This window comes from Thauera sp., from assembly GCF_035444905.1.
Lineage (GTDB): Bacteria > Pseudomonadota > Gammaproteobacteria > Burkholderiales > Rhodocyclaceae > Thauera.
Map to the genome: position 1 here is coordinate 57,749 of NZ_DAOMPS010000002.1, position 15,688 is coordinate 73,436.

Consider the following 15,688-nt stretch of genomic DNA (forward strand, 5'->3'; position numbering starts at 1 on the left):
TGAGCGTGGTAACATTGCCCGTTTTTCTTACTCGCGCGGGTTCCGCCACATTCGAGCATGACTCAGTTCGCCAAGGAAACACTGCCGATCAGCCTCGAAGAGGAGATGCGCCACTCCTACCTCGACTACGCGATGAGCGTGATCGTGGGGCGCGCCCTCCCCGATGCGCGCGATGGCCTCAAGCCGGTGCATCGGCGCGTGCTGTTCGCCATGCACGAACTGTCCAACGACTGGAACCGCGCCTACAAGAAGTCCGCGCGTATCGTCGGCGACGTGATCGGTAAGTACCACCCGCACGGCGACATCGCGGTCTATGACACCATCGTCCGCATGGCGCAGGACTTCTCGCTGCGCTACATGCTGGTCGATGGCCAGGGCAACTTCGGCTCGGTCGACGGCGACAACGCCGCGGCGATGCGTTACACCGAAATCCGCATGGCGCGCATCGGCCACGAGCTGCTGGCCGACATCGACAAGGAAACGGTCGACTTCGGCCCGAACTACGACGGCTCCGAGAAAGAGCCGCTGGTGATGCCGGCGCGCATCCCCAACCTGCTGATCAACGGCTCCTCGGGCATCGCGGTCGGCATGGCGACCAACATCCCGCCGCACAACCTGGGCGAGATCGTCGATGCCTGCCTGAAGCTGCTGGCTGAGCCCGACACCGACATCGAGGCGCTGATCGACATCGTCAAGGCGCCCGATTTTCCGACCGCGGGCCTGATCTACGGCCTGCATGGTGTGCACGAGGGCTATCGCACCGGCCGCGGCCGCGTGATCATGCGCGCGCGCACCCACTTCGAGCCGATCGGCAAGACCGACCGTCAAGCCATCATCGTCGACGAGCTGCCCTACCAGGTGAACAAGCGCACCCTGCAGGAGCGCATGGCCGAGCTGGTCAACGAGAAGAAGATCGAGGGCATCAGCGAGATCCGCGACGAGTCCGACAAGTCGGGCATGCGCCTGGTCATCGAGCTCAAGCGCGGCGAGATGCCCGAGGTGGTGCTCAACAAGCTGTTCAAGCACACCCAGCTGCAGGACAGCTTCGGCATGAACATGGTGGCGCTGGTCGACGGCAAGCCGCGCCTGCTCAACCTCAAGCAGATGCTGGTGTGCTTCCTCGAGCACCGGCGCGAGGTCGTCACCCGCCGCACCATCTTCGAGCTGAGGAAGGCGCGCGACCGCGGCCACATCCTCGAAGGCCTGGCGGTGGCGCTGTCCAACGTGGATGAGATCATCGCGCTGATCAAGGCTGCGCCCACGCCGTCGGATGCCAAGCGCGAGCTGATGGCGCGCGAATGGCGCTCGGCGCTGGTCGAGGAGATGCTGTCGCGCGCGATGGCCGACAGCTACCGGCCGGAAGGGCTGGATCCGCAGTATGGCCTGCAGGCGCAGGGCTACCGCCTGTCCGAAACCCAGGCCCAGGCCATCCTCGAACTGCGCCTGCAGCGCCTGACGGGCCTCGAGCAGGACAAGATCGTCGGCGAGTACCGCGAGGTGATGGATGTCATCACCGACCTGCTCGACATCCTGGCGCGGCCCGAGCGCATCACGGCGATCATCGTCGAGGAGCTCAGCGCGATCCGTAACCAGTTCGGCGACCCGCGTCGCTCCGAGCTGGTGATGAACACCGCCGAGATCAACATCGAGGACCTGATCACGCCTGAGGACATGGTCGTGACCCTGTCCCACACCGGCTACTTCAAGCGCCAGCCGCTGGCCGACTACCGCGCCCAGCGCCGCGGCGGCCGCGGCAAGCAGGCGACCTCGATGAAGGACGAGGACTTCATCGATCGACTCTTCGTCGCCAACACCCACGACACCGTGCTGTGCTTCTCGAACCGTGGTCGCTGCTACTGGCTGAAGGTATACGAGGTGCCCGAAGGCACGCGCAACTCGCGCGGCAAGCCGATCGTGAACCTGTTCCCGCTGCTCGAGGGCGAGAAGATCACCGCGGTGCTGCCGATCAAGGAGTTCGACGAAGAGCATTTCGTGTTCATGGCGACCTCGGAAGGCACGGTCAAGAAGACCGCGCTCAGCGCGTTCTCCAACCCGCGCAAGGCCGGCATCATCGCGGTCAACCTGGACGACGGCGACCACCTGATCGGGGTGGCGATCACCGACGGGCAGTGCGACGTGATGCTGTTCTCCGACGCCGGCAAGGCGGTGCGCTTCGCCGAGACCGATGTGCGCCCGATGGGGCGTGACGCGCGTGGTGTGCGCGGCATGACGCTGGAGGACGGCCAGTCGGTGATCGCCATGCTGGTGGCCAAGGACGAGTCGCAGTCGGTGCTGACGGCGACCGAGAACGGCTACGGCAAGCGCACTCCGGTCCCCGAGTACACCCGCCACGGTCGCGGCACCAAGGGCATGATCGCGATCCAGACCAGCGACCGCAACGGCAAGCTGGTGGCGGCGGTGCTGGTCGAGCCGAGCGACGAGATCATGCTGATCTCCACCGGCGGCGTGCTGATCCGCACCAGCGTCGAGAGCATCCGCGAGATGGGCCGCTCGACCCAGGGCGTGACCCTGATCAACCTCGACGAGGGCACCTGGCTCGCCAGCATCGAGAAGGTGGCGGAGTCCGAGTCGGACGAGAGCATGCGGACCAATGGCGAGGGCGCCGAGGGCAGCGAATCCGACGGTGGCGCGCAGGCGACGCCGGGCGAGGGCGAGGCGCCCCGGGCCGATGAGGCCGGCGAGGAAGGAGAGGCCTGATGAGTCGCGTGTGGAACTTCAGCGCCGGCCCGGCGGTGCTGCCCGAGGACGTGCTGCGCCAGGCCGCCGACGAGATGCTCGACTGGCAGGGCGCGGGCATGGGCGTGATGGAGATGAGCCATCGCGGCAAGGAATTCACCGCCATCGCCGCGCAGGCCGAGGCCGACCTGCGCGAACTGCTGGCGGTGCCTGCCAACTACCGCATCCTCTTCATGCAGGGCGGGGCGATCGCCGAGAACGCGATCATCCCGATGAACCTGATGGGCGACAGGCGCGTGGCCGACTACATCGTCACCGGTTCGTGGTCGCAGAAGTCGCAGAAGGAAGCGCGCAAGTACGCTGAGGTGAACATCGCCGCCACGTCCGAGGCCAGTGGCTTCACCCGCGTGCCGCCGATGGCCGAGTGGCAGCTGTCGGCCGATCCGGCCTATGTGTTCACCTGCACCAACGAGACCATCGGCGGCGTCGAGTACCCCTTCGAGCCCGACCTGGCGCAGATCGGCCGCGGCGAGCTGCCGGTGGTGGCCGACATGTCCTCGCACATCCTGTCGCGCGCGATCGACGTGTCGAAGTACGGCCTGATCTTCGGCGGCGCGCAGAAGAACATCGGCCCGGCGGGCCTGACCATCGTCATCGTGCGCGAGGACCTGCTCGGCCGTGCGATGCCCCACTGCCCGAGCGCCTTCGACTACAAGGTGGTGGCCGACAACGCGTCGATGTACAACACCCCGCCCACCTATTCGATCTACATCGCCGGCCTGGTCTTCCAGTGGCTCAAGCGCCTGGGCGGCGTGGCCGCGATCGAGGCGCAGAACGTGGCCAAGGCGAAGCTGCTGTACGACTTCCTCGATGCCAGCGATTTCTACGAGAATCGCGTCGATCCGGCCTGCCGCTCGCGCATGAACGTGCCCTTCTTCCTCAGGGACGAAGCGCTCAACGAGGCTTTCCTCGCCGAATCGAAGGCCGCAGGCCTGGTGCAGCTGAAGGGGCACAAGTCGGTCGGCGGCATGCGCGCGTCGATCTACAACGCCATGCCGCTGGCAGGCGTGCAGGCACTGGTGGATTTCATGCGCGACTTCGCGGCGCGCAGGGCTTGAGTGGACAGAGCGAGCATGAGCGACGAACTGCTGAAACTTCGCAACGAGATCGACCGCCTCGACGAGGAGATCCTGGCCCGGCTTTCCGAGCGCGCGCGCTGTGCGCAGCGGGTGGGCGAGATCAAGCGCGGCGTCATGTACTACCGTCCCGAGCGTGAGGCTCAGGTGCTGCGCCGGCTGGCCGAGCTTAACCCCGGACCGCTGTCGGCCGATGCGGTGAAGACCATCTTCCGCGAGGTCATGTCGGCCTGCCTCGGGCTGGAGCAGCCCTTGCGCGTGGCCTACCTGGGCCCGGCCGGCACCTTTTCGGAGAGTGCCAGCCGCAAGCACTTCGGCTCGGCGCCCAACTTCCTGCCGATGGCCGCCATCGATGACGTCTTCCGCGCGGTCGAGGCCGGCAATGCCGACTACGGCGTGGTGCCGGTGGAGAACTCCACCGAGGGTGCGGTCGGCGGCACGCTCGACCTGCTGCTCGCCAATCCGCTCAAGGTGTGCGGCGAGGTTCGCCTGCGCATTCACCAGCAGTTGATGTCGCGCGCCGAGGGCATCGGCGCGGCGCGGCGCATCTATTCGCACGCGCAGTCGCTTGCCCAGTGCCACGAGTGGCTCAACCGCAACCTGCCGCATCTGCCGCGCATCCCGGTGGCGAGCAATGCCGAGGCCGCGCGCATGGCGTCCGAGGACCCCGAGTCCTGCGCCATCGCCGGCGAGGCGGCGGCCCAGCTCTATGGGCTCAACATCCTGGCGCCGAACATCGAGGACGACCCCAACAACACGACGCGCTTTCTCGTCATCGCCGACCACGACGCCGGGCCTTCGGGGCAGGATCGCACCTCGCTCGTATTCTCGGCACCCAACCGGCCCGGCGCCATCCATGGCCTGCTCGAGCCGCTGGCCACGCACGGCGTCGACATGACGAAGCTGCAGTCGCGGCCGGCGCGCTCGGGCTTGTGGGAATACGTGTTCTACGCCGACATCATCGGCCACCGTGAAGACGCAGCGGTCGCGGCCGCGCTGCACGAACTCAACCAGCGCGCAGCCTTCGTGAAGGTCATCGGTTCCTATCCGGTTGCCGCGATCTGACGCCCCGCGGGCGGCGTCATCGAATGAGGAGAAGACAATGAGCATCGCCACGCTCGCACCCGACTACATCCGTTCCATCATGGCCTATCAGCCCGGCAAGCCGATCTCCGAGCTGGCGCGCGAGATGGGCTTGGTGGAATCGAGCATCGTCAAGCTCGCCTCCAACGAGAATCCGCTCGGCATGAGTTCGCATGCGCGCGACGCCGCCCACGCGGCGATCGCCGACATGGCGCGCTACCCCGACGGCGGCGCCTTCGCGCTGAAGGCCGCGCTATGCCGCAAGTTCGGCGTGGCGGCGGACCAGCTCGTGATCGGTAACGGTTCGAACGACATCCTCGAGCTGGTGTCCCAGGCCTTTCTCGCCCCGGGCCTGTCGGCGGTGTATTCGCAGCACGCCTTCGCCGTGTATCCGCTCGCCACGAATGCGCGCGGCGCGCGCGGCATCGAGGTGCCGGCGAAGAACTTCGGCCACGACCTCGACGCCATGGCGGCGGCCACCGAGCCGCAGACCCGCGTCGTCTTCATCGCCAATCCGAACAATCCGACCGGCACCTTCGTCCCCGGCGCGGCGCTCGAGGCCTTCCTCGATGCCGTGCCCAGGCATGTGCTGGTGGTGCTCGACGAGGCCTACACCGAGTATCTCGCGCCCGAGCAGCGCTACGACTCGATCACCTGGTTGGCGCGCTTCCCCAACCTGCTGGTGTCGCGCACCTTCTCCAAGGCCTATGGGCTGGCCGGCCTGCGGGTCGGCTACGGGGTGACGCATGCATCGGTCGCCGACCTGATGAATCGCGTGCGACAGCCGTTCAATGTGTCCAGCGTGGGCCTGGCGGCGGCCGAGGCGGCGCTCGGCGACGACGAGTTCATCGCGCGTAGCGCCGAGGTGAATCGGCGTGGCATGGCGCAGCTGACGCGAGCCTTCGCGGAGCTCGGCCTCGAGTGGATCCCCTCGGCGGGCAACTTCGTCACCTTCAAGGTCGGCGATGCGGTCGGTGTCAATCAGGCCTTGCTGAGGCAGGGCGTGATCGTGCGCCCGATCGCCGCCTACGGCATGCCGCACTGGCTGCGGGTGTCGATCGGCCTGCCCGAAGAGAACGCCCGTTTCATCGCGGCGCTCAAGCAGGCGCTGGCCTGAGCGGGAGCCTGCGATGGCCCTGATCGGCAAACTGGTGGTGTGCGGCGTGGGGCTGATCGGCGGCTCCTTCGCCCTGGCCCTGCGGCGGGCGCAGGCCGTGGGCCGCATCGTCGGCGTCGGCCGCCGGCGCGAGCCGCTCGAGCGCGCGCGCGCGCTGGGCGTGATCGACGAGATCGCCGAGGACTGGGCGAGCGCGCTCGATGGCGCGGACATGGTGTTGCTGGCCGCCCCCGTGGGGCAGATGGACGCGATCATGGCGGCGATGGCGCCGCACCTTCAGCCCGGCACGATCGTCACCGACGCTGGCAGCACCAAGCGCGATGTGGTCGACGCGGTGCATCGGCACTTCGGTGCCCTGCTGCCCGACGTGGTGCCGGCCCACCCGATCGCGGGCGCGGAGCGGAGCGGTGTCGAGGCTGCCTTCGCCGAGCTCTACATGGGGCGCAAGGTGGTGCTGACGCCGCTGCCGGAGAGCCGACCCGAGGCGGTGCAGCAGGTCCGTGCCGCCTGGGAGGCCTGCGGCGCGGTGGTGGTGGGCATGACGCCGCAGGAGCACGACCGCGTCTTCGCCGCCGTGAGCCACCTGCCGCACCTGCTCGCCTTCGGCCTCGTCGACGATCTGGCCGGGCGCAGCAACGCGCCGCTGCTGTTCTCGCACGCCGCCAGCGGTTTCCGCGACTTCACCCGTATCGCTGGCAGCCACCCCGAGATGTGGCGGGACATCTGCGTGGCCAACCGGGTGGCGCTGCTTGAGGAGCTCGACGCCTACCTGGCCGAGCTCGGCCGCCTGCGCACCCTGCTGGTCGAGGCCGACGGCGACGCGCTCGAGGCCGTGTTCGAGCGCGCCCGCCGTGCGCGCAACGCCTGGGCCGAGGGCCTGCCGGTGCGCACCGCCGAATAGTCGACACGCAGAGTCGGCACGAATCTCGGGGCCTGCGCGGCAGGCCCCCTTGTCTTGAGGTCATGATGGAATTTCTCGATCTGCCCCCGATGCTCGGCGCCGCCGGCCGGGTCCGGCTGCCCGGCTCGAAGAGCATCTCCAATCGCGTGTTGTTGCTCGCCGCGCTCGCCGAGGGCGAGACCGACATCCGCGACCTGCTGATGTCGGACGACGTCGAGCGCATGCTCGAGGCCTTGCGTGCGCTCGGCGTCGATTGGCGGCGCGAGGGCGACAGCCTGAACTATCGCGTGCGCGGCGTGGGTGGCCCGTTCCCGGTGAAGACCGGCGAACTCTTCCTCGGCAACGCCGGCACCGCCTTTCGCCCGCTCACCGCGGCGCTGGCGCTGTCGGGCGGCGAGTACCGGCTGTCGGGCGTGCCGCGCATGCACGAGCGCCCCATCGGTGACCTGGTCGACGCGCTGCGTCAGCTTGGCGCCGACATCAGCTGCATCGCCAACGAGGGGTATCCGCCGCTGCACCTGAAGCCGGCGACGATCCGTCCCGGCGGCGTGGTCCGGGTGCGGGGCGACGTGTCCAGCCAGTTCCTGACTGCGCTGCTGATGGCGCTGCCGCTGACCGGGGTCGAGACCACGGTCGAGGTCGTCGGCGAACTGATCTCCAAGCCTTACATCCGCATCACGCTCGAACTGATGGCGCGCTTCGGCGTGCAGGTGCAGCAGCAGGGCTGGGAACGCTTCGTCGTGCCGGGTGGCGCGCGCTACCGCAGCCCGGGCACGGTGTTCGTCGAGGGCGATGCCTCGTCGGCGTCCTACTTCCTCGCCGCCGGGGCGATCGGCGGCGGGCCGCTGCGCGTGGAGGGCGTGGGCAGCGCCAGCATCCAGGGTGATGTGCGCTTTGCCGAGGCGCTCGAGCAACTCGGCGCCCGCATCACCATGGGCGACAACTGGATCGAGGCGGCGGCGCCGGCAGGGGGTGTGCTGAAGGCCTTCGACCTCGACCTCAACCATATCCCCGATGCGGCGATGACGCTGGCGGTGGCGGCCCTGTTCGCCGACGGTCCGTGCCGGCTGCGCAACATCGCGAGCTGGCGGGTCAAGGAAACCGACCGCATCGCGGCGATGGCAATCGAACTGCGCAAGGTCGGCGCCGAGGTCGAGGAGGGCGCCGACTACCTGGTCGTCAGCCGGCCGCCACGGCTGCGTCCGGCCGCGATCGACACCTACGACGACCACCGCATGGCGATGTGCTTCTCGCTGGTCAGCCTGGGCGGCTGTCGGGTCCGCATCAACGACCCGAAGTGTGTGAACAAGACCTTTCCGGGCTATTTCGACGCCTTCGGGCAGGTCGCGCGTCCGGTGCCAGTGGTGGCGATCGACGGCCCGTCCGCCTCCGGCAAGGGCACCGTGGCCGCGCGCGTCGCCGAGGCGCTGGGCTGGCATTGTCTCGACAGCGGTTCGCTCTACCGGCTGGTCGCGCTCGCCGCGATGCAGGCCGGGGTGGCGCTCGACGACGAGGCCGGCGTGGCCGCGCTGGCGGCCAGCCTTCCGGCGCGCTTCGAGGGCGGGCGGGTGCTGCTGGGCGAGCGCGACGTGAGTGACGAGATTCGTTCCGAGCCATGCTCGGTCGGCGCCTCGAAGGTGGCCGTGCTGCCGCGTGTCCGTGAGGCGCTGCTCGATCGCCAGCGCGACTACCGCGAAGCCCCCGGGCTGGTTGCCGAAGGGCGGGACATGGGCTCGGTGATCTTCCCCGATGCGGCGATCAAGGTCTTCCTGACCGCCTCGGCCGAGTCGCGTGCGCAACGGCGTCATAAGCAGTTGATCGAAAAGGGTTTGCCTGCTAACATTCAAAGTCTTCTGAAGGACCTTCAGGAACGGGACGCGCGTGACGCGGCCCGGCCCGTCGCGCCGCTTGTGAAGATGCCGGATGCGGCCTTGCTCGACACCACAGAACGGAACGTCGATGAGGCCGTCGCCTTCGTGCTCGACCTCGTCGAGGCAGGCCGCGAGGTCACCGGTCGATAGCAATCGCGCGGGAGCGTGGGCTCCAGCGCGTTTTTTCTTGAACCAACCTTGTTTGCCGTCCCACGACGGTGCCGGAATTCTTCCATCTATGTCCAACGCCACCCCCTCCTTCGAAGAAAGCTTTGCCGATCTCTTCGAGGAAAGCCTTGCCCTCCAGGAAATGCGCACCGGTGAAGTCATCACCGCAGAAGTCGTGCGCATCGACCAGAACTTCGTCGTCGTCAACGCCGGCCTGAAGTCCGAAAGCTATGTGCCCATCGAGGAGTTCCGCAACGACCGCGGTGAGCTCGAGGCCAATGTGGGCGATTTCGTCCATGTCGCCATCGATGCCCTCGAAGACGGTTACGGCGAAACCCGCCTGTCGCGTGACAAGGCCAAGCGCATCGCCGCCTGGAACGACCTCGAGAAGGCGCTCAACGAAGGCTCCCTGGTCAAGGGGGTGATCACCGGCCGCGTCAAGGGTGGCCTGACCGTCATGACCAACAGCATCCGCGCCTTCCTGCCGGGCTCGCTGGTCGACATGCGTCCGGTCAAGGACACCACGCCGTACGAAGGCAAGGAATACGAGTTCAAGGTCATCAAGCTCGACCGCAAGCGCAACAACGTCGTGGTGTCGCGTCGTGCCGTGCTGGAAGAGTCGATGGGCGAAGAGCGCGAGAAGCTGCTCTCCAACCTCAAGGAAGGCACCGTCATCAAGGGTATCGTCAAGAACATCACCGACTACGGTGCGTTCGTCGACCTGGGTGGCATCGATGGCCTGCTGCACATCACCGACCTGGCCTGGCGCCGTGTCCGTCACCCGAGCGAGGTGCTCAACGTCGGTGACGAGATCGAAGCCAAGGTGCTCAAGTTCGACCAGGAAAAGAACCGCGTCTCGCTCGGCCTCAAGCAGCTCGGCGAAGACCCGTGGGTGGGCATCTCGCGCCGCTACCCGCAGGGCACCCGCCTGTTCGGCAAGGTCACCAACATCACCGACTACGGCGCCTTCGTCGAAGTCGAGCAGGGCATCGAGGGCCTGGTCCACGTGTCCGAGATGGACTGGACCAACAAGAACATCCATCCGACCAAGGTTGTCCAGCTGGGCGATGAAGTCGAGGTGATGATCCTCGAGATCGACGAAGACCGTCGCCGCATCTCGCTCGGCATGAAGCAGTGCATGTCCAACCCGTGGGATGATTTCGCCATCAACCACAAGAAGGGCGACAAGGTCCGTGGCCAGATCAAGTCGATCACCGACTTCGGCGTGTTCATCGGCCTGGAAGGCGGCATCGACGGCTTGGTGCACCTGTCCGACCTGTCCTGGAGCGAGTCCGGCGAAGACGCCGTGCGCAAGTTCAAGAAGGGCGACGAGGTCGAGGCCGTGGTGCTGGCGATCGACGTCGAGCGCGAGCGCATCTCGCTCGGCATCAAGCAGCTCGAGGGCGACCCCTACACCAACTTCATCGCCACCCACGAGAAGAACAGCCTCGTGCGCGGCACCGTGAAGTCGGTCGAGGCCCGCGGCGCGGTGATCTCGCTGGGTGATGAGGTCGAGGCTTACCTGCGCGCTTCGGAAGCGGCTCCGCATCGTGTCGACGACCTGACCACCATGCTCAAGGAAGGCGACGAGATCGAGGCGCTGGTGATCAACGTCGATCGCAAGACGCGTTCGATCAGCCTGTCGATCCGTGCCAAGGATCAGGTCGAGCAGTCCGAAGCGATGAACAAGTTGGCCTCGGAAAGCGCCGCCTCGGCCGGCACGACCAACCTCGGCGCGCTGCTCAAGGCCAAGCTGAACGAGCAGAAGCAATAACCTGACCGATCATGACCAAATCGGAGCTGATCGCCCAGCTGGCGGAGCGTTTCCCGCAGCTGGTCGCAAAGGACGCCGATTACGCGGTCAAGATGATTCTCGATGCGATGACCGAGGCGCTTGCGCGCGGTGATCGTATCGAGATCCGCGGGTTTGGAAGCTTTGCGCTGAACTATCGTCCGCCTCGTGTGGGGCGCAATCCGAAATCCGGTGACAAAGTGCATGTGCCGGAAAAATACGTTCCGCATTTCAAGGCGGGCAAGGAGTTGCGCGAGCGGGTGGATCTCAGCGGCATTTGACCGCGCGGCGATCGGTTTTACAGGCAATAATGGAAGGCGGCTGCGGCCGCCTTCTTTTTTGTTCATTGCTCGGGGATAATGCCGGCCATGCGCGCAATCATCTGGTTCATCCGCCTGCTGCTGTTCTTCCTGCTTTTCGGGTTCGCCATCAAGAACGATCACCTGGTGACCTTGAGCTTCTTCTTCGGCAGCCAGTGGCAGCTTCCCCTCGTCTTCGTGATCCTGCTCACCTTCGCCGCCGGCGCCCTGCTTGGCGTGACGGCGACGCTCGCCTCGCTCATCGGTCAGCGTCGGGAGATCTCCCGTTTGCGTCGGCAACTAGAGCAGGCCGAGCGGGACAAGGCCCTGGCAACGGTCACCCCGGCCGCGGCTGAAGCTCAGCTGCCGATGCCCTGAGCTCCATGGAAATCGAATTCTGGTGGCTGCTGGCGCTGCCGCTGTTCTTCGCGCTCGGCTGGCTTGCTGCGCGTATCGACATCCGTCAGGTCGTTCAGGAGTCGCGTGCGCTGCCGCGCTCCTACCTCAGCGGGCTCAATTTTCTCCTCAACGAACAGCCTGACAAGGCGATCGACGCCTTTGTCGAGGCGGTCCGGATCGACCCCCAGACGGTCGAGCTGCACTTCGCCCTGGGCAGCCTGTTCCGCCGCCGGGGCGAGACCGACCGTGCCATTCGCATGCACCAGATGCTGGTCGACCGTGAGGACATCAGCGAGGAGCAGCGACTGCAGGCACTGGGCGAACTTGGTCAGGATTTCCTCAAGGCCGGCCTGCTCGACCGCGCCGAGGAGGTGTTCGTGCGCCTGCGCAGCACGCGGGCGAACGACGTCGCCCTGCGCTACCTGCTCGAGATCTATCAGCAGGAGAAGGACTGGGCGAAGGCCATCGAGGTGGCGCAGGCGCTGCCGCAGCACGAAAGCCACATGTGGCGCACCGAAGTCGCCAACTTCCATTGCGAGCTGGCCGCCAGCGCGCTCGCCAATTCCCGCCCGGACGAAGCCGCGCGGCACCTGGAGCAGGCTTTCGCGGTCAATCCGCGCAGCGTGCGCGCGAGCCTGCTGCTTGGCGATGTCCATCTGGCGCGCGGCAACGACGAGGCCGCACTCGAGGCGTGGAAACGCATCGAGAACCAGGATCCGGTCTATCTGGCACTGGCGGCCGAGCGCATCATGGAAGCCTACGGTCGCCTGGGCAAGGTCGAGCAGGGCCACCAGCTGCTGCGTGCCTGGCTCGCATCGCATGCCTCGCTCGACCTCCTGGACGAGCTCTTCCACTGGGAGATGGAGCGCGAAGGGCCGAAGGCCGCCTATGAGCTGGTGCGCGAGGAGTTGCGCCGCAACCCGACCCTGCTCGGTCTGGACAAACTGCTGGAGGCAGCCCTGCTTGCGGCGCCAGCCGAGCAACGCAGTGACATCGAGCTGGTCAAACAGCTGATTCATGGTCACACCCGGCGCGTCGCGCGCTATCGCTGCGACGCCTGCGGCTTCAAGGCACGCCAGTTCCACTGGCGCTGTCCGGCCTGTGGCGGCTGGGAGACCTATCCGCCGCGCCGCACCGAAGAATTCGACCTGATGCCGTGAACGCCGCGGCCTCGCCGCGGTAACGAACCCGACCCAACGCGAACAAGCACACCCATGGAATTCAGGACGCTCGAAGATTACGTCGGCCACACCCCGCTGGTTCGACTCAAGCGCATCACTGCCGGCCGCAAAAACGTCATCCTCGCCAAGCTCGAGGGCAACAACCCGGCCGGCTCGGTCAAGGACCGTCCGGCCTTGTCGATGGTGATGCATGCCGAAGCGCGCGGCGACATCAAGCCCGGCGACACGCTGATCGAGGCCACCAGCGGCAACACCGGCATCGCGCTCGCCATGGCGGCGGCGATGCGCGGCTACCGCATGATCTTGGTGATGCCGGAGAACCAGAGCGTGGAGCGGCGCCAGACCATGCGTGCCTTTGGCGCCGAGCTGGTGCTGACGCCCACCTCCGGCGGCATGGAGATGGCGCGCGACATCGCCGAGCGCATGCGCGACGAGGGCAAGGGCCTCATCCTCGACCAGTTCGCCAACCCGGACAACCCGCTCGCCCACTTCGAGGGTACGGGGCCGGAGATCTGGGAGCAGACGGGCGGGAGCGTGACGCATTTCGTCAGCTCCATGGGAACCACCGGCACCATCATGGGCACCTCGCGCTTCCTCAAGGAGAAGAACCCGGCGGTGTGCATCATCGGCTGTGAACCGGAGGAGGGCTCGCAGATCCCGGGCATCCGCAAGTGGCCGGAGGCCTATCTGCCCAAGATCTTCGAGCGCCCGCGGGTGGATAGGGTGGAGCGCGTCAGCCAGGCCGAGGCCGAAGAGATGACGCGCCGCCTGGCGCGGGAGGAAGGGATCTTCGCCGGCATCTCCTCGGGCGGTTCGATGCACGTGGCGCTGCGTATCGCCGCGCAGGTGGAGAATGCCGTCATCGTGTCCATCGTCTGCGATCGCGGCGATCGCTACCTGTCCACGGGTGTCTTCCCGGCCTGAGCGCGAGCGCTGCCGGGGGCGCTCCTGGCGTTGGCGGCTCCTGCCGCTGCTGCTGCTGTGCGGCGCTGCATTGGTGCTGGTGCCCGCCCTTGCGCTCGACCGTCTGAGCCTGCGCCTGGGCGACGTCGCCAACCCGGCGTTCGCGCTGCAGCAGCTCACGTTCGATTACCAGGCTGGACTCGGCACGGCCGTGCTCGGCATCGGTCGATTGCGGGTCGGCCAGCACGACTGGCGGGCGCTCGAGCTGCATTGCGCACGGGCGGCGCTGGCGCTCGACGCGATCGTTTGTCGAGACGCGCGCCTGCGTGTCGGGGGCAGGGCGCTGCCGTTTGTCGCCGACCTGACGGCGGACCCGGCACGTGGCTCTGCCAATCTGGACCTGCGCCTCGGTCAGAGCAGCCTTGTCGCGCTGGCGCTTGAACCGGATGGGCGGGTACGGATGCGGGCCGATCGGCTTGCGCTGGCCGACCTGCGACGCGCGCTCCCCAACCTGGCGGCGGTGCTGGGCTCCCGGGGGCGCGACATCGAAGCCGTGTTCGAGCGCTACAGCCCGACGGGGACCCTCGAGCTCACGCTGGTCTGGACGCCGGCGACGCAGGCGCCCGCCCGCCTCGAGCTGCATGCTGCATTGTGTGATGGCGGGTTCGGCACCAGCGACGGATTGCAGGCGGCCGAGCAGCTCCAGCTGGCGCTGTCGCTCGATGCACAGGCCGAAGCCCTCGGCTGGAACTGGCAGGCGCGTCTGCAGTGGCAGGAAGGCGCAGCCTACCTGCATCCGCTCTACATCGAGTCCGGACCGACCGTGGAGGCCGAAGGGCGGCTGCAGGGCGGAGTCCTGAGCGTTGACCGCAGTCGGGCGCGGCTCGAGGGGGTTGGCGAACTCGCCGCCAGTGCGAGTTTCGGCGTCGACACCCAGCGCCTGCACGCCCTCGCGCTGCGCGTTGCGGCTGCCGATCTCGCGGTGATCGGCCCGCGCTGGCTGGCGCCGCTGATCTCGCCGGCGAGCGCCGAGCGCATGCGCTTCGCCGGTCATTTCAGCGCCGATGTGCACTTTCGCGACGGTCGGGCGAGCCATGTCGAGGCTGTACTGGAGGAGGCCGGTTTCAGTTTCGTCGGGGCTGCCGGCGGCGCCGGCGTGGCGCTGGGGCCAGTCGATGGGCGCATCGCGTGGCGCCCCGACGCCCCCAGTGTGAGCAGCCTTAGCGTCGGCGGTGGGCGATGGGAAAAGCTTGCCCTGGGGGCATTCGAGCTGTCGGCCGTGCTCGAGGGCGATTCGTTACGGCTGGCGCACACACGGGTGCCGGTGCTCGACGGTGCGCTCGTCGTCGATGGCCTGGCGCTGACGCTGACGCCGGCTGGCTGGCAGGGCAGCGCCAGCGCGGTGATCGAACCCGTGTCCATGCCCGAGCTGACGGCGGCACTCGAGCTGCCGCAGATGGCGGGCGTGCTGTCGGCCTCGCTGCCGGGGGTGCGCGTGAGTCCGGGTGAGATCACGCTCGACGGTGCCCTCGTCGTATCCGTCTTCGACGGCTACCTGCAGGCCACCGGGCTGCGTCTGATCGAGCCCTTCGGCGTCGCCTCGCACCTGAGTGGGGACATCGAGGGGCGTCACCTCGACCTCGCCCAGCTTACCGATACCTTCAGTTTCGGCAGCGTCTCCGGTTTCGTGGACCTCTCACTGCGTGGGCTTGAGCTGGCGCGCTGGAAGCCCGTCGCGTTCGATGCGCGGATCGCCAGCAGTCCCGGGCGCTATCCGCGCCGCATCAGCCAGCGCGCGGTGCAGAACATCAGTGCGCTGGGTGGCGGTGGCGCGGTGGCGGCGATCCAGCGCAGCCTGCTGGCCATCTTCGACACCTTTGGTTATCGCGAACTCGGACTGGGCTGCCGGCTGCGCGCCGGTGTATGCCTGATGAGTGGTGTCGACGGCGGCACGCGTGCCGATGGCGGCTTCGTGATCGTGCGCGGCGGCGGCGTCCCGGCCCTGGATGTCATCGGCTACAATCGGCGCGTGGACTGGAATGAACTCGTGGATCGCCTGCAGCGGGTGATTGCCGAGAACGTGTCGCCCGAACTGCGCTGATTCCCCGACAACCTGCAGGAGGCCCCGTGGCACTGCCATT

12 protein-coding genes are annotated in these 15,688 nt (G+C 67.4%); all 12 read left to right on the forward strand.

What is annotated here, in order from left to right; all coding sequences use genetic code 11:
• Positions 1 to 57 precede the first annotated feature (57 nt).
• The 12 genes from gyrA (at position 58) to PLC66_RS01550 (ending at position 15,648) form a co-directional block, all read left to right on the forward strand.
• On the forward strand, positions 58 to 2,718 hold the full coding sequence (gene gyrA / locus PLC66_RS01495; protein WP_324537202.1) for a DNA gyrase subunit A: 2,661 nt from the start codon (positions 58 to 60) through the stop codon (positions 2,716 to 2,718).
• The gene (gene serC, locus PLC66_RS01500) at positions 2,718 to 3,815 is read left to right on the forward strand and encodes a 3-phosphoserine/phosphohydroxythreonine transaminase (RefSeq protein ID WP_324537204.1); all 1,098 of its coding nucleotides are present in this window, start codon (positions 2,718 to 2,720) and stop codon (positions 3,813 to 3,815) included. Before gyrA ends, serC begins: the two co-directional genes overlap by 1 nt.
• A 15-nt stretch (positions 3,816 to 3,830) precedes the next feature.
• Positions 3,831 to 4,898, forward strand: a complete 1,068-nt coding sequence (gene pheA, locus PLC66_RS01505) for a prephenate dehydratase (RefSeq protein ID WP_324537206.1) — start codon at positions 3,831 to 3,833, stop codon at positions 4,896 to 4,898.
• A gap of 37 nt (positions 4,899 to 4,935) precedes the next feature.
• Complete coding sequence (gene hisC, locus PLC66_RS01510; protein ID WP_324537208.1) at positions 4,936 to 6,033, forward strand: histidinol-phosphate transaminase; 1,098 nt, start codon at positions 4,936 to 4,938, stop codon at positions 6,031 to 6,033.
• Positions 6,034 to 6,046: 13 nt separating this feature from the next.
• Positions 6,047 to 6,934: a prephenate dehydrogenase gene (locus PLC66_RS01515; protein WP_324537210.1), complete on the forward strand. Its 888-nt coding sequence runs from the start codon at positions 6,047 to 6,049 to the stop codon at positions 6,932 to 6,934.
• Positions 6,935 to 6,999: 65 nt separating this feature from the next.
• Positions 7,000 to 8,955: a bifunctional 3-phosphoshikimate 1-carboxyvinyltransferase/cytidylate kinase gene (locus PLC66_RS01520; protein ID WP_324537212.1), complete on the forward strand. Its 1,956-nt coding sequence runs from the start codon at positions 7,000 to 7,002 to the stop codon at positions 8,953 to 8,955.
• An 88-nt stretch (positions 8,956 to 9,043) separates the two neighbouring features.
• Complete coding sequence (gene rpsA / locus PLC66_RS01525) at positions 9,044 to 10,747, forward strand: 30S ribosomal protein S1 (RefSeq protein ID WP_324537214.1); 1,704 nt, start codon at positions 9,044 to 9,046, stop codon at positions 10,745 to 10,747.
• Between the two features lie 11 nt (positions 10,748 to 10,758).
• Positions 10,759 to 11,046 carry an integration host factor subunit beta gene (locus PLC66_RS01530; RefSeq protein WP_324537216.1) on the forward strand — a complete coding sequence of 96 codons (288 nt, stop codon included), beginning with the start codon at positions 10,759 to 10,761 and terminating at the stop codon, positions 11,044 to 11,046.
• Positions 11,047 to 11,133: 87 nt separating this feature from the next.
• Positions 11,134 to 11,442, forward strand: a complete 309-nt coding sequence (locus PLC66_RS01535; RefSeq protein WP_324537218.1) for a LapA family protein — start codon at positions 11,134 to 11,136, stop codon at positions 11,440 to 11,442.
• A gap of 5 nt (positions 11,443 to 11,447) precedes the next feature.
• Positions 11,448 to 12,623, forward strand: coding sequence for a lipopolysaccharide assembly protein LapB (gene lapB, locus PLC66_RS01540; RefSeq protein WP_324537220.1), 1,176 nt, complete (start codon positions 11,448 to 11,450; stop codon positions 12,621 to 12,623).
• 54 nt (positions 12,624 to 12,677) lie between these two features.
• Entirely contained in the window at positions 12,678 to 13,568 is an 891-nt protein-coding gene (gene cysM, locus PLC66_RS01545; protein WP_324537222.1) for a cysteine synthase CysM, read from the forward strand.
• A complete protein-coding gene (locus tag PLC66_RS01550; RefSeq protein ID WP_324537224.1) occupies positions 13,552 to 15,648 on the forward strand; it encodes a hypothetical protein in 2,097 nt (698 codons plus the stop codon). The genes cysM and PLC66_RS01550 overlap by 17 nt, the downstream gene beginning before the upstream one ends.
• The last annotated feature ends 40 nt before the right edge of the window (positions 15,649 to 15,688 follow it).